The organism is Gilliamella sp. Nev6-6 (assembly GCF_001690605.1).
GTDB classification, from domain to species: domain Bacteria; phylum Pseudomonadota; class Gammaproteobacteria; order Enterobacterales; family Orbaceae; genus Gilliamella; species Gilliamella apicola_C.
The window spans coordinates 1-23,266 of record NZ_LZHP01000019.1; the positions used below are offsets into that span (position 1 = coordinate 1).

Sequence of the window (23,266 nt, forward strand, 5' to 3'; positions counted from 1 at the left end):
CATTAAGTCGTATCTTATTAGTTAAAAAGAGACGTCGGCAATCGTTTTATTGCTCGCCTTGTAGTTGTGTATAGTCCAACTATGACTGGAGAGTGTAAGACTCTCAAAAGGCTCCAGTTTACTTCATGGCGAAGTTTTGATGTCAGCTATATCTTCGGCTCATCATGTAGTTGTATATAGTTCAACTCTGGACTGGTAAGGTTTATACCTTACAAAGGGCTTACAAGAATACGTCCCCTCTTGTATACGGGTTGAAAGGTTATCTCTATAACGCTTTCTGTATTATCTCCCTTTCGGGAGTATGAAGGCTCCCTCGAGGAGTTTACAAGCTTGTAAATAAGGAAAGAATATTTCATCTTCGCGCTTATTTACTGATAAAAGGGGAAAGTATTTCATTTCCGCCTTTTATCTCACTTGATTTTACGAAAAACTTCATAAAAATCAAGCACTTAGTGCTGCTTGTCGCACTTAACGCTTGCTGAATTGTGGACGACGACGCGCTTTGCGTAGACCCACTTTTTTACGTTCAACTTGACGAGCATCACGAGTAACAAAACCTGCTTGACGTAACGCTGAGCGTAAAGTTTCGTCATACTCCATTAATGCACGAGTAATACCGTGACGAATTGCACCAGCTTGACCTGAAATACCACCACCTTTAACAGTGATGTAAAGATCAAGTTTGTCAGTCATTTCAACTAACTCTAACGGTTGCATAACAACCATACGAGCTGTGTCACGACCAAAGTATTGCTCTAATGAACGTTTGTTAATAACGATGTTACCACTACCTGGTTTGATAAATACACGAGCAGCAGAACTTTTGCGGCGACCTGTACCGTAATATTGATTATCAGCCATCTTCTATCCCCTTAAATATCTAATACTTGCGGTTGTTGTGCCGCATGATTGTGCTCATTACCAGCATAAACTTTTAGTTTACGGTACATTGCACGACCAAGAGGACCTTTCGGTAACATGCCTTTTACAGCAATCTCGATGACTTGTTCAGGATGACGTTCAATCATTTCTTTAAAAGTCGCTTCTTTTAGCCCACCGATGTAACCCGTGTGACGATAATAGATCTTATCAGTGCGTTTTTTGCCTGTTACAGCAACTTTTTCTGCATTGATAACGATAATATAATCACCTGTATCAACATGTGGTGTGTATTCTGCTTTGTGTTTACCACGCAAACGGCTTGCGATTTCAGTAGCTAAACGACCTAACGTTTTACCTGCTGCATCAACAACGTACCAGTCGCGTTTAACTGTTTCTGGTTTAGCTGAAAAAGTACTCATTCGTAATTATCCAATTTTTAATTAATCTCACGTTAATAAATCAGTTGATTTATTTACACTTTTTGATTGTTACTATTAAGCAACACACCCCTTCGAGTGGTTATATTAATGCTCACAACCTAAAACAACATTGGGAAAAATGTTGTCGTAACGTGGGTGGCAATATTATACAGAAATAATATAAAAGCGCTAGAGTAAAAATAAAAAATCATGGCGAGAAAGAAGCCTTACTGATAAACTTAAAATCAACATTAAATAACACAATATTTATACAAATGAACAAAACTATTCAACTTTCAGAAAAAGATTATATTAACAAAGGATTGCATCGTAAATGTTATCATCATCCTAGTGATCTTAATAAGTGTATTAAAGTAAATTATAATGATGGTGCCGAAGAGGAAACTAACCGCGAAATTGCCTATTATAAACACCTGATCAGGCGCAATATTTCATTTGAAGCGTTAGCTAAATATTATGGCTCGGTGTTAACCAATTATGGTCAAGGTCATGTTTTTGAACTTATCCGTGATTATGATGGAAAAACAGCGACATCACTTGAAAAATATCTTGCGGATGAAAAATTAACACAACAATATTATGCTGATTTAGTGATTTCATTAAAAAATTTAAAATCGGCTTTATTAAAAAACCGTATTATTACTATGACAATAAAAAGCAAGAATATCTTGTTTCAGCACTTAAGTGCTGATAAAAGTCGTTTGATTATTATTGATAATATTGGTAATTCGACGCTTATCCCTATTGCTAATTACATTTCTTTTTTTGCTAAAGCGAAAATTGAACGAACTTGGCAACGTTTTTTAAACTCAATTGTTAAAGAGAATAGCAATAATCGATTAATTACTCGTTTAGTTGATGAAGTGAAGCAGTCATCCTGAATTCTGCAATAACACCTTTTGCATTATCTGTTCTATTTTTTAAGGTAAATAGGCTTTGATGTAATTTAGCAATACGATTAACAATACTTAAACCAAGCCCTATACCATTATGTTTGCGAGCCATACGAAAAAAGGTTTGGGTTAGCTTTTCGCTTTTAGATTCATCAATGCCGTTACCTTGGTCTTGTACAGTGATAAGGATGTCTTTTTTATCCTTATTACAACTCACCAAGATTTTAGTCTCATTGGGGCTGTATTGATAACTATTTTCAACTAAATTACGTGCTAGTAGTCTTGTATCTCGTGCTGTCAAAATCAAGACTGGTGTTGTAATACCATTTTTTCGCCAATGCATTAGCAATTCAAGTCCATCATAATCAGATAGCCCTAAATCCAAAATGATTAAGCTAAATTGTCCAAATTGGATATATTGTTCAGCTTGATTACCATTTTGTGCAACTTCACAGACATAACCGTTTGAAGTTATACCGTCGTATAGTCCTTTTTGTAACAAACTATCATCTTCAACAATTAATATCTTCATTGTTCATTACCTTAATACCGATTTTAGCATTATTGAACATGCGCAATAATTTATTTTATATTGGGCTTTACATTGCTAAATCTGTTTATTTAGTCCAATAAAGCGACAATCGATTAAGAAATTTATGAATATTTATCCCAAGCTTTTAATTAAACATGCGGATATGAGGCTCACAATAAATCCAACAATAATCCCTAATGACAATTGAATATCCAAAACATGTCACATAAAAATAAGTGGGATTTATATTTTGACTTGTTAATCAAAAATAAAAGGTTGCTTGTAAATTATGCAGATAAACCATTTTCTAGATCTATTTAACCTAGTAATAATTTAACGCAAAAACCTTAAGGCAACCTTAAAATAAAAAAACAATTAAGAAATAAGGATAGAAAATAGATAAAGTATTATTTAAAAAAGCATAATAAGTATTTTGGTAAAATCGAAGCCGCAAGATCAAGTGTGGCACAAATAATAAAATAAACTACAATGACAAATAAAAAGATTTCCGTTGGATAGACCATACTGCGATTATTAATTTGCGTTGCAACAAAAGTAAATTCAGCCACCCCGACAATATAAGCCAAAGAGGTATCTTTAATAAGTGATACCCATTGGTTAACAAAAGACGGTAACATCATTTTAACGGCTTGAGGTAATATAATAAATATAATCACCTGTTGTTTAGTTAAACCTAATGAAAACGCTGCTTGCCATTGCTCTTTAGCCACCGCAATCATGCCGGCATGAACGGAATGACCAATGTATGCAGCACCAATTAAAGATAGAGCAAATATCACGGTTGCAATTGCTGGTATATCAACATGAAGCACCATAGGTAACAGAAAGTAACTCCAAAATATAAGCATAATAACCGGAATAGCTCTAAAAAAACTAAGCACACTAATTAATAAATTATGTAAAATCCCTTTTAAAACCGTTAATCCTACCCCGGCAAAAATGCCTAAAATTGTTGAAAACAAGATAGCGATAATACTTATTAATAATGTTAAGAAAATACCTCCAGGGAAATTTCCCCACATTAAGTAACCTAAATTATGCCAAATAACTTCAAATCCTTTAAAGCCCATAAATAATCACACCCTACCTGTTTGCAATTGTTTTGTTTGATAAATATTGCCTAAAGTTCCAACTATTACTATCGTTATAATATAAAGTAAAGTAGCAATGGCAAAATCTTGAAAGGTTTTTAATGATTCAGTTTCGATTTGGCGTGAGGCATAAGAAAGTTCTAACACACCAATAGCCATGGTTAACGATGAATTTTTAATAATATTCATGTACTGACCAATTAAAGGTGGAAAAGCAATGCGAAAACTTTGTGGTAAAATAATAAAGCGCATACTTTGCCACCAACTTAAACCCAATGCTAATGCGGCTTGTTCTTGCGCTCCTCTAACTCCAGCAATACCTGCTCTAAACTCTTCGGCAATAAAAGCGCAGGAATAACAAGTTAAACTAATTGAGCCTATGATGAATTCAAATGATGGCATTTTCACTGAAAAAAAGAACAATTGAATTTGTGGTTCTTCAAATAACCATAATTTAAATTCGACTGGCAATAAACTACCTACCCCAAAATACCAAAAAAAGAGTTGAGGTAGTAACGGAGAATAACGAAAAATTGCGCTATACCCCATTACGATTATTTGAATGATTTTAATTCGACTTTGTTGAGCAATAACTAGTAAAAAACCCAGTAATGTTGAAAAAATAATGGTAAGCAATGAAATAGCCAACGTAACTAAAAAACCATCCCATAACCACCACAAATAACGTGGTTCAAGTAATTGCTCGTACATAACTACTGACCTTTACCTATTTTAAAATCACCACGAGGCATAGCCGATGTTGTTTCAGGTCCAAACCAACGGTTATGAATTGTTAATGCTTCGCCATTTTTTTCAAGCGTTAACAAAATTTGATTTACTTTATCTTTTAAACGAGTTTCCCCTTTTGGTATACCAACAGCTTGATATTCTTCAGTAATACTAAATGGTGAAATTTCAAATGCTGCTCGTTGCTCTTCAGGTAAATTGGCTAATAAGCCAATTAATTTTGCATCATCTTGAGTGATTGCCTGCACAACACCATTACGTAATGCTGCAAATGCAAATGGCGTATCATCATAAGAAATCACCTTAGCCGTTGGATATTTTTCACGTAATGTAATTTCCATAACTGTACCTTTATCAGCACCAATACGAAGATTTTTCAAATCGTCAGCTGATTTTAATACCCCCTTTTTTGCTACAAATTTTTGACCAGTCGCAAAATAAGGCAGACTAAAATCAACTGTTTTTGTTCTTTCATCAGTAATGGTAAAATTAGCGACAATTAAATCAGCTTTTTTTGATGTCAATAACGGAATTCTATTAGCGGGATTAGTTGGGATTAGCTTAACGTTAACGTTTAACCCTTTGGCTATCTCGTTAGCATAATCAACATCAAGTCCTGTAATTTTATTGGTCTTTTCATCAATGTACCCAAACGGCGGGTTACTATCAAATACCGCTATTTTGATTTCGCCTCGTTTTTCAATATCATCAAGCCGATCTGCGTAGGCAGAACTGGTACCTAATAGTGTGCTTATTAAGGTAATAGTCGTAAGTAATTTGGTTAATAATTTCATCTTGATTCTCCACTATAAAGGTTTTTATCTACGTTTAAAGTCTATCAATAAAGAATCAAATGAATAAATAGCAAATATTCACATGGTTATAACTTAAAGTTATATGGAGAATTATCTGATTAAGGATTTTATCAATAATGAATAAAACTAATAAAAGTTGGGTATCACATACCAAGATAGAAAATTTTACTAACTTTTACTAACGCAAGATGCACTAAATTAAGTTATTAATGTTCATTTTGGTGCAAATTAGCGTTATTGTGTGTTAATTATTCGCTTATCATTCCTTGGTGGTAGGTAATTATAATTATTTTTAATTAGTTTTTTTACTCGAAAACAGTAATTATAGGAACCATTCTTGTTATTAATAGATGTTGTTAGCCTATGGCATAATGTTTGCATTACTTACAAAAGTAGTAAAAATTCGTAAATAGGGTGGCCGTGTCGATAATTAAAAAAAACAAATTAAAAGGAGATAAGCACATGAAAGATCAAGATCATAGCAGTAGCGCCGTTGCTTTTGTTAAAAATCGGCGAGCTTCGTTAATCAGTGCTATTTTTTTAATGGCAACTTCAGCAATTGGCCCAGGTTTTATTACTCAAACAGCGACTTTTACTGTTACCCTTGGCACTGCTTTTGGTTTTGGTATTTTAGCCTCTATTATTATCGACTTTGTTGTTCAACAAAATATTTGGCGAATTGTTGCATTAACTAAAATGAACTCTTCGGATATTGCTAATGCGACTATTCCATTCAGTGGTTATGTACTCGCAGTACTGATCATATTTGGTGGGTTGGTGTTTAATATTGGTAATATAGCGGGTGCAGGCTTAGGTTTAAATGCACTTGTTGGGCTTGATCCTAAGTGGGGTGGTGCAATCAGCGCATTAGTAGCGGTTTATATATTTTCATCACGCAAAGCCAGCAATTTTATTGATCGCTTAATGATTGGTTTTGGTTTGTTGATGATTATTTTGACCTTATTTGTGGTATTTGCATCACATCCACCAATTGGACAAGCTTTAAAAGAAACCGTTTTTCCAAGCAATATTGATTTTGCCTCAATTACGACCATTGTTGGTGGTACGGTTGGTGGTTATATCTCTTATGCTGGAGCTCACCGTTTACTTGATAAAGGGATGGTTGGCGCTCAGCATATTAAATATGTTTCAGGCGCAGCAACAAAAGGAATTATAGTTGTGGGTTTGATGCGTTATATCTTATTTTTAGCCATTTTAGGCGTGGTAGCAAGTGGTGTCACTATTGATATTTCAAGTTATGCTGCCAATCCTGCATCGCAAGCCTTTCAGGCAGCTTTGGGTGAATTAGGATTACGGATTTTTGGATTAATTTTATGGGCTGCTGCAATAACTAGTATTATTGGTGCTGCTTATACCTCAATGACTTTTATTACTCCTTTTAGGCGTTCTATTACTGAAAAGCAACGCCAATTTGCCACCACTATTTTTATTATGGCTTCTCTGGCTATTTATTTAGCAATGGGAACGGCACCTGTATCATTATTGGTTTTTGCCGGTGGTTTTAATGGTCTAGTATTGCCAATTGGTTTAACTATCTTTATTTATATTGGTTGGAAGCGTGCCGATCTTATGTCAGGCTATCATTATCCTAGATGGTTATTGTGGTCAGGTCTGATTGTCTGTGCCATTACTTGGTATATGGGGGCGATGTCTGTAGCCACTATCTTTAACTATTTAAAATAGAAGGACAATATGACAATAACTAAATTTATTGATTTAAATAGTGATCTTGGCGAAAGTTTTGGACAATGGAAAATGGGCAATGACGAGGCAATACTAAATGTTGTTAGTAGTGCTAATATTGCTTGTGGGTTTCATGCTGGTTCGCCAGAGGGTATTTTAAAAACCTTAAAAGCCGCTAAGGCGAATAATGTGACGGTGGGAGCCCATGTCGGTTATCCTGACTTAGTTGGTTTTGGTCGCCGTAATATGGACATTGCCACCGATGAGCTAAGTGCTGATGTAATTTATCAAATTGGTGCACTTAAAGGATTAGCAAAATCGATTGGTGCCAACGTTCGGTATGTGAAACCACACGGCGCATTATATAATACTATAGCATATGATAAACGTCAGGCAATGGCGGTAATTAATGCGATTTGCCTTATTGACCCTTCGTTGATTTTGGTTGCTCTTGCTGGATCACCACTCATTGGATGGGCTAAAGAAAGTGGTTTGTGTGTAGTTGCTGAAGCTTTTGCTGATAGAGCGTACTGTGCTGATGGAACATTAGTTTCTCGCAAAGAAGCTGGTGCTGTGTTACACGATCCTGATTTAGTAGCTGAGCGTATGCTACAGCTTGTTAATGATGGGGGAGTTATCTCTGTAGAAGGGCAGTTTGTGGATATTAATGCTGAATCAATTTGTGTGCATGGCGATAGTGCTGGAGCCTTAGCTATGGCACAAAAAGTACGGGAGAAATTACACCAAAATGGCATCATAATAACCCCATTTGCCAAGATAGTTGCTGCTTAAGTTGTCTATAAATGTATTTTTTAACATGATACAACAAAATAAAATTTATATATTTGATAATTAGGACTTGATCTATGTATAGAGGTGCTTAATGAGATTTTTACCTGTTAATCTTGATGCGCTTATTGTTGAACTCAAAAGCCTTGAACAAACAATGGCGTTGACTGATGCACTTCAACATGTTGTTTCACATTGGAATATAGAAGAAATAATCCCCGCTGCACGCACGATATTAATTCGTTATAATCCCATTGTGACTGATGCTAATACGCTTGCTAAGCATATTGCTCAATTAGATATTGCAGAACATGTAATGCAATCTGGCGAATTGATCATAATACCAGTTAGGTATAATGGCGAGGATTTATCCCAAGTGGCTGAATATCTAGGGATAACCGTTAGTGAAGTCATTGCCAGACATACCAATAATGAATATCAAGTGGCTTTTTGTGGTTTTGCTCCAGGCTTTGCTTATATGGTAGCTAAAAATGCTGAACTTAACGTGCCACGCCGTCAATCACCAAGAGTTCGTATTCCTGCAGGCTCTGTTGCATTAGCGGGTGAATTTAGCAGTGTTTATCCCCAAGCAAGCCCTGGTGGTTGGCAACTTATTGGAACAACTGATACAGCAGTGTGGGACTTAAACCGTGATAAACCTGCGTTATTGAAGCCAGGTAACCGCGTTAATTTTATTGATGCTAGTAAGTCATCTAAAAAATATTATTTACCGACTGCTAAAAAAGTCGGTAAAAGCATTAACCAACAACAAGATATTAAAATATTAGCAACGGGATTACAAACACTCATACAAGATAAGGGTAGAATTGGTCAGGCAGCATTAGGTATTTCTGAGTCTGGCGCCATGGATAAGGGAGCTCTGCACAGTAGCAACCGTATTTTAGGAAATCCAATTAATGAAGCAGTATTAGAAATTACGCAAGGTGGGTTTAAAGCACAGATAAACCGTAGTATGTTAGTTGCCGTCACAGGGGCTGAATGCGAGATAAGCATTACAACATCAGCTGGTGAAATGTATCATGCTGCAATGTATCAACCTATCCAATTGGAAACTGGTGATATTATTAGCTTAGGCAGCGCAAAATGTGGTGTACGTAGTTATTTTGCTGTACGCGGTGGTTTTCAGCTATCGCCTATTTTAACAAGTTGTTCTTATGATACTCTTGCGCAAGTTGGGCCATCACCACTTAATGTTGGTCAAACGCTAGCTATTAAGCACAATCAAAACTTAAATGCGGTGTCATTAATGGAAACTCCCGTTATGCACTATCCTACTTGTGACGATGTTATTGTATTAGATATTGTGCTTGGGCCACGCACTGACTGGTTTACTAAGCAAGCCGTAGAATTACTTTCTTCGCAACTATGGCAGGTTACACCAGCCTCTAATCGCATTGGTTTACGCTTATCTGGTGACATAGCTTTAAGTCGTGACAAGCAACAAGAATTACCAAGCGAAGGGACTTGTATTGGTGCAATACAAATTCCTGCTAATGGACAACCTGTGCTATTTTTAAATGATCACCCATTAACTGGGGGATATCCTGTTATTGGCGCTGTGTGTAATTATCATTTAGACTTAGCCGGTCAAATTCCAGTTAATGCTAGAATAAAATTTAATCCTATCGGGATATTTAAAGAATTTGAAGGGAGTGATGTTGATCATGTCTGAAAGTAGTCAAAAAATAACTCATAAAGTATTGATTGCTAACCGAGGTGAGATTGCCGTACGTATTATACGAGCGTGTCGTGATATGGGTTTTTTGTCTATCGCAGTTTATGCCGATGCAGATATTGATGCACTTCATGCGCAAATGGCTGATGAGGCTTATGGGTTGTTAGGTAATCTACCAAGTGAAACTTATCTTGATATTGCTAAAATCATTACGATAGCAAAAAAAGCAGGTGCCACAATGGTACACCCTGGTTATGGTTTTTTATCAGAGCGTGTTGAATTTGCTAAATCAGTACAAGATGCTGGTTTGATATGGGTTGGTCCAAATCCAGAAACGATTGAAATACTGGGCGATAAAGTGAAAGCCAGACAGCTTGCTTTGCAAGTTGGCGCTCCTTTAGTGGTTGGAACAAAAGAGCCAGTAAAAGATGTTAAAGAAGTCGTTGAGTTTGCTCATACCCATGGTTTACCGATTGCGATTAAAGCTGCTTTTGGTGGAGGTGGTAGAGGCTTAAAAGTCGCTTGGCACAAGGACGAGGTTGAAGAGCTTTACCATTCCGCTGTACGTGAAGCGACAGCGGCATTTGGGCGTGGAGAATGCTTTTTAGAACAATTTTTACATAACCCTCGGCATATTGAAGCACAAATTATTGCTGATAAGTTAGGAAATGTCGTAGTTGTTGGAACACGTGATTGTTCATTGCAACGTCGCAATCAAAAATTAATTGAAGAATCACCCGCACCTTTTATCTCCGAGCATGTAGAACAACAAATTATTCAAGCTTCGATTGCTATTTGTACTAAAGCAAACTATGTAGGAGTAGGGACAGTTGAATTTTTACTTAGCCAAGATGGCAAATTATCTTTTCTTGAAGTCAACACTCGGTTGCAAGTTGAACACCCTGTTACAGAAGAAACAACTGGTGTTGATCTTGTTATTGAACAGCTACGCATTGCACAAGGCTTACCACTTAGTATTGCTCAAACGCCTAAACCACAAGGTCATGCTATTGAATTTCGTATTAATGTTGAAGATGCGGCAAATGGTTTTTTACCCGTAGCTGGAATGATTACGCGTTTTGATGCGCCAACAGGTCCTGGTGTACGCTTAGACAGTGGCGTAGTTGCGGGATCGTCCATTCCTGCAATGTTTGATTCACTTATTGCAAAACTTATTATTGTTGGAAATAACCGACAGCAAGCTATAGCAAGAGCTCGGCGTGCATTAGCAGAATTTTCAATTGAGGGCGTTGCGTGTGTATTACCATTTGATCGTGCGGTCATTGAGCACCCTGATTTTTGTGATGATTTTAACGTGCATACACGTTGGATCGAAACTGAATTTGATACCGCGATAGCGTCAGCAAAAAGGCAAGTACCACAAAAAGAAGAAATACTTACACATACTTTTATTGAAATTGATGGTAAGCGTTGTAAACTTGGTTTACCTGCACAATTATTAGCTGGATTATCTTTGCAAACAGATGTTAATTTGGCTACACCTTCTTGTGGCAAAGCGGCGCTTTCTGAGTTAATTGTCCCATCGCCTGTCTCAGGTAGCCTTTTTAAATGGGCGATAAACGATAATCAAAGGGTAAATGCAGGGGATGTGATTGCTATTATGGAAGCCATGAAAATGGAAGTGCAAGTTATAGCACATCGACATGGTGTTTTAAAACAAATAATCAAAGAAGGTAACTATGTCAATGCGGATGTTGCCATTGCTGAAATTGTATAGATTAAACAGAAAAAACAATCATGTTTTTTATCAAAATCACTGAAATAATCAAATATAGACGATATATTAAGCTTATTTTATACTCGTTGCGTCAGATAGTTTGTCTATGTTCATATGTAGGATGATTTATATTGAAGTTTTCTCAGCAATCAACGTTAACAAATGGGGCTTTAGCTTTAGCATTATCATCAGCCTTAACACCTAATGGGATTATTGATAACCCTCAATTTTTTACTGGTTACGCACTTTATCCACAAATTCTTGCTAGATGTTTACTTGTATTAGCAGATATTACTGCGACCCGATATTTTAAACCCGTACCAGTGGCTTTGCGAGATCCTATTTTATCTGCTCAGGGGGATCAATTAAGAGCTGAGGTTTTTTCTGCCTGTAATAGTGTTTATGCTCGTTTGGATTTATTACAACAAGGCTTCGATGGGCAAATATTACGCGGTACAACCAATGTCGATATTGGCCTTGGTTTAAGGCAAGCACTAAATCAGGTTAATAGTAAGGATAAACTTCACCTCAATATTGGTGAGCAAGGCTTAGCAACGCGCCATATCCAACAACAAGATCACGATGTGATCAGTATAAAAACTGTTGTTGAGCGCCCAGTTGAAATGCCCGATAGGTGGATTCGAGCACTTGGCAATCTTACTGAAATTCATACTAAAATGGCGGCTGTTTTTACTGTATCGGGAATTCATGCGCAAACTTTTATTGCAAGATTGCCAGCAGTAACAAGCAAACAACAAGCAAGTTGGGTCGTTCCATCTAATACGGGCGTTAAATTGGCGTCTCAAGGTGATATTAATAGTGTCTATATTTCTGGCTTACATAGATTAAGTGCACTGAAGCGGTTAATGACCAACATAAAAAGCTTAACGTTTTATCGATTGGAAAGCGGAGAACAAGGGCCATGCATGGTTGAAGTCGCTCTTGATGGTGCAAGGCTTACCTTAAGCTTAACTGCTCAGCCATGGCAGGGGTATTCAGGTGAAGGAGTATTACTTGAATCGCTTGTGCCAAAACAGCAATTACAAAATGTTCAACTTGTTCAATCTATTTTGCAATTTGATTCGCAGATTGATCCGGCGCAATTATCTTCAAAAACTCATTTAGATGCTCGGAATATCGATAGTGCGTTGGCTTACCTTGCTGTTTCAGGCAAACTTGGTTTTGATGCCTATCAAAAAAACTATTTTCATCGCCAATTGCCTGAAGATCCTAATCGAGTCATAAAAGATAACCCACGTTTAAAATCGGCCTATAAGCTAGTTGAATTTATTGATCAGATTGATGAAACCACTTGGATTGTTCATTCTAATGATGAAGATTATCAAGTCCGTTTAGTTAGACAGAATAATGAAATGGTATCGCAATGTAATTGCTCATGGTATTTAAATCATCAGCTTAAAAAAGGACCTTGCAAACATATTTTAGCGGTTCAAATTAAGGAAAATATTTATGAATGCTAACTTAGAAAAAGCAGAAGCTATTTTTACTTCATTAAACTGGAATAATGTTACACCAGATAATATTTTGCAACAGCCGTTAGGCAGTAAGGAACAGCAAAAAATTGCCCTTTCTGGATTAAAAAGTGGCGAATGGGATGGGTATGTTCGTAGGGGAGACTCTTTCGAGCTACAAGACTATGTTAAGTGTAATAAAGCATATTTAGTGTTGTATGCTATTAGGATTGGGGTATCAGCCAGCCGAGCACTAAAGCTTGTGCGTTATGCCCATTCCTCTTTGTTATTGCCCGTTATTATGGCGCGCGGTGAGAATTATGCGCAGAAATTTGTACAATCAGCATCAGCGCCAACAGATCTTGTTGCTCAGTTAGTCGATCAATTAAATTTAGCGATTCCAGAAAATCCCAATTATATCAGTGATTGGACTTTGTACGCAGCCGTTGCTATGCGGGGTGACGATATTGTAAAGCATTTTTACGATAAAACCCCGCCAAATTTAGCGCAATGTCAACGCCGATTTTTTGAACACATTCATATTGCTATAGCGTTAAATATACCAGCAACACAATCTTTTACTCAGTTATTTAGTTTAGGGGTAGCATTAGGTTGGCTTGAGTATGAGCAAGCAAAAGAGCTTCTTTTTTTAGCCCTAGATATTGCCTCTCGTCCTGTAGATCGTAAAGCATGGCTTTATACACTTGATGGTTTAGGTATTACTGATGCTGAATTTTGCCAACGGGCATCTGCTTTAATTCCATTGCTAACAACGGGAGAGGCTGCGATGATTAATCGATTAGCACCTGTTTTAATTCCGTTTGTTGATGATGAATTACTAGTTGAAGTGATGATGGCCAGTTTATCGTCTAAAATAAAATCGACGCAAAAATTGGTGTTAAAAACAGCACTCAACCGTAATATACCCCAAAATGCTGATCGGTTTATGCCTTTATTTACTTTATTACTTAGCCAAACCGATGACTCGATTGTTGCTTTAACCAGAAAAATAATTACACAGTGGCAGCTTGATGGTGATTTTATGCAAGCTAGCCCAGTGGCATTAAAGCAACTTTGGCATCCAACGCCATCGCTTTGGCAATTACCACCTTTCGAGTTAGCGCCTATTTCACCCGATATATTAACAGAGCTAGCCTCTGAATTGGTAAAAAGGGACGTATCTGCCCATGATTGTGTGATGGAACGGTTTTTAGCTGTCGCCAATACGATCGCTTATAACGATCCTCAAGCCGCAAAAGCGAGTTTAGTCGGCGTAAAATTGCGAGCTGATGAGTTACTCGGTTTTATATTTTATTGGCGCAAAGGCAAAGAGATCCCGTATCACGATAATTTTACTTGTTTATTAACTGCGCGCGATTATATTGTCTGTAAAAACTTAGGAAAAATCCCTTGTTTACTGTCAACGCCAAGTATGAGTGATCTGTCAATAACTGTGGATGATCTTTGTCAGCGATTAGAGACTTATCAGCAATTAAATATTGATGTATTAGAAGCGGATCTATTTTTAGCATTGACTCGTCTTGATGTATCGATACAATCATCATCAACGAAAGAAAAACTTAGTAAACTAAAAATTACTGTCACTTTGCCGTCAGGGCAAAAAATGTCGCAAAATGCCGAGGCTTTGGTCTTACAGTATCTTAATGATCCCGTGATTGAACCAAAATTAGCGTTAAATGCTAATATTAATGATGTATCGTTTCTTCCTCAATCATTAAGTGATTTTCCAGAACGAATAGGCAATAGTTGGTATACTGCTGAGCTTTTTTCTATTTTTCCTTTATGGGGCGATAGTGCTATACCTTCCGATATTGATTGGGCCAAATCATATCATCAAGGTTTTGTGTTTGAGCAACTTGTTAAAAAACGCTCTCCTTTTCCCCCTCGTTCAGCAATTACACTTTTAGCAGCACAGCGATCTCATTCCTCTCATGTGCTTGGTAATATAGCACAAGCCGTGAATCAAGCATGGCAACGAGGATTGCTTAGACCTGGAGTGGCCGATGTTTTGCTATTGGAGCGTTTAGGCTCGCCCCCTTCCCGTATAGCAAGTTTAGTTGCTGTATTAGCTGATATTGGAAAACAAGGGATGCTTTCGGTAGTTTGGCCCATTTTCGATCAATTAATTATTGCTTCATGCAATGCGCTAAGAATGTTATCAGGCACTGTTGAAACGGTCGATGCCATCGCTGAATTTTTACCTGAAGTTCAATATGCTGTTGATCAGGGTATAGCTGATGCAAGCCAATTACAATTATTAGGCATCAGGATGTTAGCCAGTAAAAAAGGTAGTGCTAATGCAATAAAGAAAGCCCAAGCGATAGTTGACAAGCTCCCTAATATAGCACCAGCGCCGTTAAAACAAGAAGTGTCTATGCTAGCGCCTGATGATTTTGATCAAGTATGGGTAAAGACGGAAAAAACTAGCGTTGTACCTGAAGATAATGTTTCTATTGCTGTGAGTAAACCTGTCATTAACCCATCTTCTCAATTTTCTAAACGTTTGTCTAAATCGTTATTATTTACTTTGAAACTTCCTAATGTAGCAAATCAAGTTTTCCAGATTGTTAAAGGTGATTGGTATTATGATTTAGAAAACGAATGGCAATGCGAAGCTTATCCCGCGCCATTGAATCATTCAGAATTTTGCATTGATTCTCAAACAGAAAGCGTTTGGTTACACTGGAGTGAGGCGAGCCAATGTCTTGTTGTTGAAAAGAGCCGATATGGGTTGGAAAATTGTAAAAATGCCGATAACTTAATTTTTTCTAACGCATTGGTAATGGTGATTATTGGATTATTAGCGCAAGATAGTGATACCTATCACACAAATTCAATTTTTGAACAAAATGTTGAACAAGGCGTCATTGACGCTGACATCATGCGTAAAGCAATTATCTTATTCCTTGACTATCCCGATTTTAGTCCAGCTAAATTAATCCGATTACTGGAAAAAAAACCTAATTTATTATCAGTATTTTACCCTGTATTAATTGAGTGCATTAAGTTTGTAGGAAAAATAGCAAAACGAGATGAAAAAATACCTGCTTGGATCAATCGAATTTTAGATATGTCATTCATTTATGTGCCTTATTTACAAGAAGCAACAAAGCGTGGTTATCTCTCTGAATCTGATTCCCATTGGCAAGGATTAGCCGACATAGCCCATGCAAAAGTAAAATCAACGGCAGTAAATAAAGCAAGACAATTGCTTGAGTTTATTAAGTAATGTAGTTATTTCTTAACAATACATTTGGTAATGTTAAGCATGTTTAATTTGTGAATAATTAAATTTAGTAATTATTCAAATTGTTATATAAAAAAACATTATGATAATCATTATTTTCTAAAACATCATATTGAATTATGTTACTGTTTTGTCTTTATTTTAATAAGAAAGGCATATTATGACTCATTCTTCTCATCCGTTGGTTCGTTTTTACTTAAAAGTAGGGTTGATACCGCAGATTTTATTGGGCTTAATACTTGGTATTATTCTCGCTGCCGTGTCGAAAGAGACCGCTTTAGGGATGTCACTTATCGGAGAGCTATTTATTAATGCTTTAAAATCAGTTGCGCCAATACTTGTACTGATTTTAGTTGTTGCATCAATCGCTAATCACCAACAAGGTAAGCAAGCAAATATGCGTGCGTTAATCATGCTTTACTTATCAGGTATGATATTAGCCGCTTTATTAGCTACATTTGCCAGCTTCCTATTTCCATCTCAAATTTCATTTGGCGATGCACTGGAGCAGATCAAGTTGACTCCACCCAACGGGGTTAAAGATGTCTTAAAAACATTACTGAATAAAATGATTGATAATCCTGTTAATGCCCTTGTTAACGCAAATTATATTGGTTTGATTATATGGGGAATAGGTATAGGGTTAGCATTAAGGCATGCAAGCCAAACGACTAAAACGATGATGAATGATTTATCTTATGCTATCTCTTTTATTGTAAGAATTATTATCCGTTTTGCACCATTAGGTGTGTTTGGGCTGGTTTCTTCAACGCTGGCCGAAACAGGTTTTGGCGAATTATTAAAATATGCACATCTATTAGGTGTATTAGTATCATGCATGTTGATTGTGGCATTAGTTCTTAATCCATTATTGGCTTATTGTGTAATGCGAAAAAATCCATATCCATTAGTTTTTACCTCATTAAAAGATAGCGCAATACCTGCCTTTTTTACTCGTAGTTCAGCTGCTAATATCCCAGTTAATATCGAAATATGCAAAAAATTAAATATGGATGAAGATACCTATTCAGTTGCTGTTCCTTTAGGTGCTGCGATTAATATGTCAGGGGCAGCAGTAACAATTACCGTTTTAACACTCGCAACAGTTAACTCAATGCATATTGATGTTGATATCTATTCTGCGGTATTACTTTGTATAGTCAGTTCTGTGTGTGCTTGCGGTGCGTCGGGGATTGCTGGTGGTTCATTATTACTAATTCCTGTTGCTTGTAGTATGTTTGGTATACCTAATGAAATTTCAGCCAAAGTCATTGGTATTGGTATTGCCATCGGTGTTATTCAAGATTCGGTTGAAACGGCGTTAAATTCGTCAAGTGATGTAGTATTTATTGGCGCTGTTTCCTCGGCTGCACAAGAAAATGGTAGACAATAAAAGTTAATCATTATTAATGAAAGATGATCTTAACTTTTATTCAATAGTTAAGTTTATTTACTTGTTTTTTATAGGCTGAGTATGGTGGTTGTTTGATTATCTGCTCAGTTTTTCAATGATTTATAGATAGTGAACCTTTCCTCTTTTGATAGAATTTATCATCTTGTAGCCATAAGTAATATGTTTCATTGCTTTTTCTCCAATGGCTATTTATTATTAAAAGTTTTTATTGAGGTTGACTGCTTACTTTGCTTGAGTAATTTATTACCTTAAGCTACAAGGAAATATTATGTCATTTAATGCTATTGTCTTAGAAAAAGATAAAACAACAGGTTTTACATGTTCACTTAAAGCCATTAACAAACAGCAACTATTAGACCAACAAGGTGATACGTTAATCAAAGTAGCTTATTGCAGTATTAACTATAAAGATGCGTTAGCTTTAACTAACAAAAGCCCTATTGTAAGGCAATGGCCGATGGTACCCGGTATCGATGGTGTTGGAACTGTCATTGAGTGTAGTAGTGGTCGTTATCAAAAAGGTGATACGGTTATTTTAAATGGTTGGGGGTGCGGTGAAACTCATTGGGGGTGCTTGGCACAATATGCTTATTTGAAGTCTGAATGGTTAATACCTTTGCCCAATCAGTTTACCGCTCATCAGGCAATGGCTATTGGCACAGCGGGTTATACTGCTGCACTTTGTGTTCAACGAATTATTGATGTTGGTGTACAACCACAAGATGGTCTGATTTTAGTGACAGGTGCAACAGGTGGCGTTGGCTCAATTGCCGTTGCGTTACTGGCCAAACTTGGGTATCAAGTTACCGCATCGACTAGTAAAATTGATGAAGAGAATTATTTACGTCAACTTGGCGCAGTTAATATCATTGATAGCCAAACATTAAAAGAAACAGGCAAGCCATTACAAAAAGAGCAATGGTCAGCTGCTGTGGATGTTGTTGGGTCACATACTTTAGCCAATATTTGTGCGCAAACCCAATATGGTGGTATTGTAACTTGTTGTGGACTTGCTCAAGGTATAGATTTATCAACAACGGTTGCACCGTTTATTTTACGCGGTGTTACGTTAACTGGTATAGATAGCGTGATGGCGAGTTATGATAAGCGTATTGCTGCGTGGAATTTATTGGCATATTACCTAGATGAAAAACTGCTATCGCATATTAGCAATACAATTTCATTAACTGAATGTGTTGAGGCAGCAAATAAAATGATAGCTGGGCAAATAAAGGGGCGTTGTGTTGTTGATGTAAACAAATCGACTTAGGATGCTTAGATTGGGCTAAATCGTCATATTATAATGATTATATTGAACAATAGCACCTGTAGTCACTCAAACGCTTAAAAGTTGGTAGTTCAGCATTACCACCAACTTAGTTTATAACGTAATTTTAATTGATTACAGAATTATAGCTGTCAATAACATTGCCAAGTGTACCATTCAAATACTTGACTTCATTTTCTATCTTGGCAGTCTGTAAATCTTTTAAAACAACTTTCATTTGATTAACCAATTCAGGTAATTTATCGGCAAACCTATCATAATAAATATTGTTCAAAGCTTGTTTTTTGATTAAGTCAGTTTTGCCTTTATTGGCAATTAATTCATTGGCTATAGATTCTAGTTGTTCGATTTTTGGTTCAATTGCTGATTTATCAAGATTTTTAAAGTCATTATTTTCAGCAAAATTTCGATTAATTAATGCTACAACTTCCTCAGATATATCTATGAATTCAATACAATTGTAGTGAAGCATTAATCCTTGATTTTTAATTTCTGCTTTTTGAAATGCGTGGATCTCTTTATATAATTTATCGTAAGCGATAAGAGCAATATCTTCTGCTTCAATATATTGATTATAGGCATTTTCTAGATTGTTGAATAGCTCAGGTAATTTAGCCAGTTCATCTAACTTATATTCATTCGTTGTATAATATTTAGCAACTTTGTCATAAGCTAAGCCTAACTCAACAAATTTATCACCTAAGGCTTTGCCAGCACTATCAAGCTCAGGAAGTTCTGGTTTGATTGCTATTAATTTATTAATCAATTGCTTATAATCATCAAGATCTTCAGGAGAAGGATTGGAACCGACAAGAAGATTTATACGTTTTGTTGGGTCATTTTTTATGCGATTGTAATCGATGTTACCATTTTTGTCTTGAAATTGTTTTAAATATCTGTCAACTTGCTTATCAAGATTAATCAGTGTAGATGGTAAGGAAACTCTGTTTGTTAACTGTTGCTCGGCTAAAGTAAAATTGGTGTTAAAAACACTTAACCACAGATTACCTTTATTCGCTTTTGCTGCTATTTGTTGTGAAGTATTTTCTGAAGTTTTTTCTGAAGTTTTTGCTTCGGAAACTGTGGTCGACTGAGCGGTTTTACTTTCTGATTGATCATTGCAACCAATCATTAAAAGCCCAGCAATAAATATTGTTAAGAATTTTTTCTGCATCTTTTTTCCTTAATGTTATTATTAGTTTAATAATTTGATACTTTACATTTTTTTTTCTTTTTTTTCCAATAAAATATGTGTTTATTTTAGTGTTATATATTAATTTTGGAAAACTGAAAAGAAAATATACTGTTTATTAACTATTAATAATGCTTGTGTTTCTTTCTAAAAAGGCATAAATTTGACGCTTATAAGTTGTTTTGCAAATGATGTCTGCGATTGCTATTTGGAATTTTTAACCATAAAAGATTAATTTATGGAGGAAATCTATATGCTGTATCAAACTCGTGATGATTTGCCAGCTTCTGTGCGTCATGTTTTGCCAACGCATGCGCAAGATATTTTTAAAGAAGCATTTAATAGTGCAATAAAAGAATATCAAGATCCCCACAAAAGGCGTGATCATAGTGATCCAGAAACGATTGCCTTCAAAGTAGCTTGGGCTGCTGTTGAAAAGACCTATCATAAAGATGAAGAGGGTAACTGGGTTGCTAAATAATTTAAGCTGAACCATAAAACTAAACATCTTTAATTTTTTCTGCCCGATTAGTGAGAAAAACTACTATTTTTATCGATATACTGACCTATATACCCTTTCTCATTGATTGAGCAGAAAAGAATTTTTGATGATATATTACTTACTTAAAAGCTACTTATATGCTAAAAGTTAGTGTAGCTGTGTTTGTCGCATTTCGATAAATCATTAAATTCCACAAAATTATTGCTTGGATAGGCTATCCTAATTAGTGTTTATTTCCATGATTTTATCTTTTTGCTACTGAAAAGTATGGATATACTACGAGATCGATTTAATTCTCAATTCCAATTTATCTGGAAAAAACAACAAAGCGCTCAGTGCCAAAGTGGGTGAGAGGTATTATCACTATCAAGCTTATGGAACAAGAATGCGACAGGCAGCGGCAGCGCTTAGAAAGTAAGTCATAACAGTAGATGCCGAATTGGTTGAATCATGCAAGAAAAGGATTTGGCGTCAAAATGCACCTGTAAAAAATATCTCATCCTAGCAAAAATATTAGCAGCATCCACCCATATAAATGCGTTATTAAGGTTGTATTGTTTTTTCTGGATTAAACTACCTATTTAATGTATTGAGCCTTGCATCATAAGATAGGCTTGCGCAAAAGGAGTAATGTTATTATTTGTTAAAATAAAAACTCCAATAAAATCAATGGCTTTTCTGAATGATTTTTATCATGACCAGTTTGCCTTTTTCTCTGGCACATCATGCCTATATTCTTGATATCATGCACAAAGCTAGTTACACACTAAATGTGTATAACTAGTCGCATAAAATTATTGTTTAATAATGTTATTAAGTAAAATTTTTCACAATGTATTTATCTTTTTCCTGATCAATACGGAAAAAGTTGGTTAGTAATTCTATTTTTTTCTTTTTATACTAAATTTGAATTATTAATAAATGTAGGTATTTGATTATGAAAAATAACGGGTTACCAAAAGATTTTTTGTGGGGAGGTGCAGTTGCTGCTCACCAATTAGAAGGGGCTTGGCAAGCGGGTGGTAAAGGTATTAGTGTTGCCGATGTGATGACGGTGGGGTCGCCTAAAAGTTATCGTAAGATCACCGAAGGCATTATTGAAGGAGAATATTATCCTAACCACGATGCAATTGATTTTTATCATCACTATAAAGAAGATATTAAGCTATTTGCCGAAATGGGATTTAAATGTTTTCGAACTTCGATAGCTTGGACACGTATCTTTCCAAACGGAGATGAGCTTGCTCCTAATGAAGAGGGCTTAAAATTTTATGATGATCTATTTGATGAATGTCTGAAACATAATATAGAGCCTGTTGTAACCCTTTCTCATTTTGAGTTGCCTTATTATCTTGTCACTGAATATGGCGGATTTCGTAATCGTCAATTGATCGACTTTTTTGTTCGCTTTGCTGAAGTATGTTTTGATCGTTATAAAAATAAAGTCAAATATTGGATGACTTTTAACGAAATTAATAATCAAGCTAATTTTAATGAAGATTTTGCACCATTTACTAATTCAGGTATTTACTATAAAGCAGGCGATAATCGCGAACAGATTATGTATCAAGCTGCCCATTATGAATTAGTTGCTAGTGCTAAAGCAGTACAAATAGGTCATGCCATTAACCCTGATTTTAAAATTGGGTGTATGTTGGCGGTAATACCAATTTATCCTGAAACCTGTAAACCAGGTGATATTTTGATGGCACAAAAAGCAATGGAGCGTAAATACTTCTTTGCGGATGTTCATGTGCATGGCGAGTATCCGAATCATATTAAAAAATATTGGCAACGCAATGGTTTTGAGCTTGATATTACAGCGCAGGATCTTGAAGTGCTTACTAAAGGTACGGTTGACTATATTGGTTTTAGCTATTACATGTCTAATGCTATTAGGAAAAAGGAAAATGATAACAGCTATAGCTATGACGAAAAAAAGGATCTGATTGGTAATCAATACGTTAAAAAATCTGACTGGGGCTGGCAAATTGATCCTGAAGGATTACGTTATACCTTAAATTGGTTAACAGATATGTACCGATTGCCACTGTTTATTGTTGAAAATGGGTTTGGTGCATATGATAAAGTCGAGGCAGATGGTAGCATTCATGATACTTATCGTATTGAATATTTAAAAGAACACATCAAACAAATGAAGATTGCTGTTGAAGAAGACGGCGTTGATTTAATGGGCTACACCCCTTGGGGATGTATTGATTTGGTTTCGGCGGGCACTGGTGAAATGGAAAAACGGTATGGGTTCATTTATGTGGATAAAGATAATAAAGGTAATGGAACCTTAAAACGTAGCCGAAAAGATTCATTTGCTTGGTTTAAGAATGTCATTGCTTCAAACGGTGAAGTTTTATAGAAACTTATAGAAGCTCTATAAAAGTAGAATAGAAGCTCTATAAAAGTTTTATTAAGGGATCATAATTGCGTTGAGGAAAAACCATGAAAAAAGCATTAATTATTTGTGCAGCAGGAATGTCATCATCATTAATGGCTAAAAAAGTAACAGAATATTTTGCTAGTAAAGATAAAGCTATTTCGGTTGATGCAGTATCGGCAACCGAAGGAAGCAATATGATTAAAAATAGTGATTTCTCATTATTTTTAATCAGTCCACAAACGATGATGATGTTTGATAAGTTAAAAAATTTGGGTGATGAAGTGGGTAAGCCTGTAGTAAGTATTCCTTTTCAGGCCTATATCCCTATACCGTCGGGTATTGAGCAATTGGCTAAGTTAACCGAAGACAATATCAAATAGCCCAAAA

Annotated in this window: 19 protein-coding genes; 12 read left to right on the forward strand and 7 right to left on the reverse strand. The window is 35.9% G+C overall.

From position 1 onward, the window contains the following. Window positions 1-468: 468 nt before the first annotated feature. Together rpsI and rplM are read right to left on the reverse strand one after the other, a co-directional pair. On the reverse strand, window positions 469-861 hold the full coding sequence (rpsI, locus tag A9G42_RS03680) for a 30S ribosomal protein S9 (RefSeq protein ID WP_034915459.1): 393 nt from the start codon (window positions 859-861) through the stop codon (window positions 469-471). Between the two features lie 11 nt (window positions 862-872). Next, window positions 873-1,301: a 50S ribosomal protein L13 gene (rplM, locus tag A9G42_RS03685; protein ID WP_065566227.1), complete on the reverse strand. Its 429-nt coding sequence runs from the start codon at window positions 1,299-1,301 to the stop codon at window positions 873-875. Between the two features lie 275 nt (window positions 1,302-1,576). Here rplM and A9G42_RS03690 point away from each other — a divergent pair, with 275 nt between their 5' ends. After that, window positions 1,577-2,203, forward strand: coding sequence for a YrbL family protein (locus A9G42_RS03690; protein ID WP_065581398.1), 627 nt, complete (start codon window positions 1,577-1,579; stop codon window positions 2,201-2,203). Here A9G42_RS03690 and A9G42_RS03695 read toward each other — a convergent pair. The 4 genes from A9G42_RS03695 to A9G42_RS03710 form a co-directional block, all read right to left on the reverse strand. Beyond that, complete coding sequence (locus A9G42_RS03695; protein WP_065652695.1) at window positions 2,166-2,747, reverse strand: response regulator; 582 nt, start codon at window positions 2,745-2,747, stop codon at window positions 2,166-2,168. The genes A9G42_RS03690 and A9G42_RS03695 overlap by 38 nt on opposite strands. A 407-nt stretch (window positions 2,748-3,154) precedes the next feature. Then, a complete protein-coding gene (locus tag A9G42_RS03700; protein ID WP_065652696.1) occupies window positions 3,155-3,838 on the reverse strand; it encodes an amino acid ABC transporter permease in 684 nt (227 codons plus the stop codon). A gap of 6 nt (window positions 3,839-3,844) precedes the next feature. Continuing rightward, window positions 3,845-4,570, reverse strand: a complete 726-nt coding sequence (locus A9G42_RS03705; protein WP_065652697.1) for an amino acid ABC transporter permease — start codon at window positions 4,568-4,570, stop codon at window positions 3,845-3,847. Between the two features lie 2 nt (window positions 4,571-4,572). After that, the gene (locus A9G42_RS03710) at window positions 4,573-5,406 is read right to left on the reverse strand and encodes an ABC transporter substrate-binding protein (protein WP_442902999.1); all 834 of its coding nucleotides are present in this window, start codon (window positions 5,404-5,406) and stop codon (window positions 4,573-4,575) included. Window positions 5,407-5,883: 477 nt separating this feature from the next. Here A9G42_RS03710 and A9G42_RS03715 point away from each other — a divergent pair, with 477 nt between their 5' ends. The 8 genes from A9G42_RS03715 (at window position 5,884) to acuI (ending at window position 18,772) form a co-directional block, all read left to right on the forward strand. Continuing rightward, complete coding sequence (locus tag A9G42_RS03715; protein WP_065580016.1) at window positions 5,884-7,125, forward strand: NRAMP family divalent metal transporter; 1,242 nt, start codon at window positions 5,884-5,886, stop codon at window positions 7,123-7,125. Between the two features lie 15 nt (window positions 7,126-7,140). Beyond that, window positions 7,141-7,917 (forward strand): LamB/YcsF family protein, encoded by a 777-nt coding sequence (locus A9G42_RS03720; protein WP_065652709.1) that lies wholly within the window; start codon window positions 7,141-7,143, stop codon window positions 7,915-7,917. Between the two features lie 91 nt (window positions 7,918-8,008). Next, complete coding sequence (locus A9G42_RS03725; protein WP_065652698.1) at window positions 8,009-9,607, forward strand: urea amidolyase family protein; 1,599 nt, start codon at window positions 8,009-8,011, stop codon at window positions 9,605-9,607. Further along, window positions 9,591-11,348 carry an ATP-binding protein gene (locus A9G42_RS03730; RefSeq protein WP_179854593.1) on the forward strand — a complete coding sequence of 586 codons (1,758 nt, stop codon included), beginning with the start codon at window positions 9,591-9,593 and terminating at the stop codon, window positions 11,346-11,348. The genes A9G42_RS03725 and A9G42_RS03730 overlap by 17 nt, the downstream gene beginning before the upstream one ends. Window positions 11,349-11,479: 131 nt before the next feature. Beyond that, on the forward strand, window positions 11,480-12,829 hold the full coding sequence (locus tag A9G42_RS03735) for an SWIM zinc finger family protein (protein WP_218057810.1): 1,350 nt from the start codon (window positions 11,480-11,482) through the stop codon (window positions 12,827-12,829). Continuing rightward, window positions 12,819-16,070 (forward strand): hypothetical protein, encoded by a 3,252-nt coding sequence (locus A9G42_RS03740; RefSeq protein WP_065652700.1) that lies wholly within the window; start codon window positions 12,819-12,821, stop codon window positions 16,068-16,070. Before A9G42_RS03735 ends, A9G42_RS03740 begins: the two co-directional genes overlap by 11 nt. Before the next feature lie 178 nt (window positions 16,071-16,248). Further along, window positions 16,249-17,481 (forward strand): serine/threonine transporter SstT, encoded by a 1,233-nt coding sequence (gene sstT, locus A9G42_RS03745; protein ID WP_065652701.1) that lies wholly within the window; start codon window positions 16,249-16,251, stop codon window positions 17,479-17,481. Between the two features lie 289 nt (window positions 17,482-17,770). Next, window positions 17,771-18,772, forward strand: coding sequence for an acrylyl-CoA reductase (NADPH) (gene acuI, locus A9G42_RS03750; RefSeq protein ID WP_065588731.1), 1,002 nt, complete (start codon window positions 17,771-17,773; stop codon window positions 18,770-18,772). A 124-nt stretch (window positions 18,773-18,896) separates the two neighbouring features. Here the strand turns inward: acuI and A9G42_RS03755 are convergent, their stop codons facing one another. Continuing rightward, the gene (locus tag A9G42_RS03755; RefSeq protein ID WP_065588732.1) at window positions 18,897-19,964 is read right to left on the reverse strand and encodes a DUF3829 domain-containing protein; all 1,068 of its coding nucleotides are present in this window, start codon (window positions 19,962-19,964) and stop codon (window positions 18,897-18,899) included. A gap of 271 nt (window positions 19,965-20,235) precedes the next feature. On the opposite strand from A9G42_RS03755, the gene A9G42_RS03760 reads away from it, so the two are divergent. From A9G42_RS03760 to A9G42_RS03770, 3 genes are all read left to right on the forward strand, one after another. After that, window positions 20,236-20,463: a ChaB family protein gene (locus A9G42_RS03760; protein ID WP_065652702.1), complete on the forward strand. Its 228-nt coding sequence runs from the start codon at window positions 20,236-20,238 to the stop codon at window positions 20,461-20,463. Between the two features lie 958 nt (window positions 20,464-21,421). After that, entirely contained in the window at window positions 21,422-22,858 is a 1,437-nt protein-coding gene (locus A9G42_RS03765) for a 6-phospho-beta-glucosidase (protein WP_065588733.1), read from the forward strand. A gap of 83 nt (window positions 22,859-22,941) precedes the next feature. Continuing rightward, entirely contained in the window at window positions 22,942-23,259 is a 318-nt protein-coding gene (locus A9G42_RS03770) for a PTS cellobiose transporter subunit IIB (RefSeq protein WP_065566914.1), read from the forward strand. Window positions 23,260-23,266 lie beyond the last annotated feature (7 nt).

Coding starts and splice junctions, on each gene's coding strand:
- rpsI (WP_034915459.1), bottom strand. CDS start 861: ATGGCTGATAATCAATATTACGGTACAGGTCGCCGCAAAAGTTCTGCT.
- rplM (WP_065566227.1), bottom strand. CDS start 1,301: ATGAGTACTTTTTCAGCTAAACCAGAAACAGTTAAACGCGACTGGTAC.
- A9G42_RS03690 (WP_065581398.1), top strand. CDS start 1,577: ATGAACAAAACTATTCAACTTTCAGAAAAAGATTATATTAACAAAGGA.
- A9G42_RS03695 (WP_065652695.1), bottom strand. CDS start 2,747: ATGAAGATATTAATTGTTGAAGATGATAGTTTGTTACAAAAAGGACTA.
- A9G42_RS03700 (WP_065652696.1), bottom strand. CDS start 3,838: ATGGGCTTTAAAGGATTTGAAGTTATTTGGCATAATTTAGGTTACTTA.
- A9G42_RS03705 (WP_065652697.1), bottom strand. CDS start 4,570: ATGTACGAGCAATTACTTGAACCACGTTATTTGTGGTGGTTATGGGAT.
- A9G42_RS03715 (WP_065580016.1), top strand. CDS start 5,884: ATGAAAGATCAAGATCATAGCAGTAGCGCCGTTGCTTTTGTTAAAAAT.
- A9G42_RS03725 (WP_065652698.1), top strand. CDS start 8,009: ATGAGATTTTTACCTGTTAATCTTGATGCGCTTATTGTTGAACTCAAA.
- A9G42_RS03730 (WP_179854593.1), top strand. CDS start 9,591: ATGTTGATCATGTCTGAAAGTAGTCAAAAAATAACTCATAAAGTATTG.
- A9G42_RS03740 (WP_065652700.1), top strand. CDS start 12,819: ATGAATGCTAACTTAGAAAAAGCAGAAGCTATTTTTACTTCATTAAAC.
- sstT (WP_065652701.1), top strand. CDS start 16,249: ATGACTCATTCTTCTCATCCGTTGGTTCGTTTTTACTTAAAAGTAGGG.
- acuI (WP_065588731.1), top strand. CDS start 17,771: ATGTCATTTAATGCTATTGTCTTAGAAAAAGATAAAACAACAGGTTTT.
- A9G42_RS03755 (WP_065588732.1), bottom strand. CDS start 19,964: ATGCAGAAAAAATTCTTAACAATATTTATTGCTGGGCTTTTAATGATT.
- A9G42_RS03760 (WP_065652702.1), top strand. CDS start 20,236: ATGCTGTATCAAACTCGTGATGATTTGCCAGCTTCTGTGCGTCATGTT.
- A9G42_RS03765 (WP_065588733.1), top strand. CDS start 21,422: ATGAAAAATAACGGGTTACCAAAAGATTTTTTGTGGGGAGGTGCAGTT.
- A9G42_RS03770 (WP_065566914.1), top strand. CDS start 22,942: ATGAAAAAAGCATTAATTATTTGTGCAGCAGGAATGTCATCATCATTA.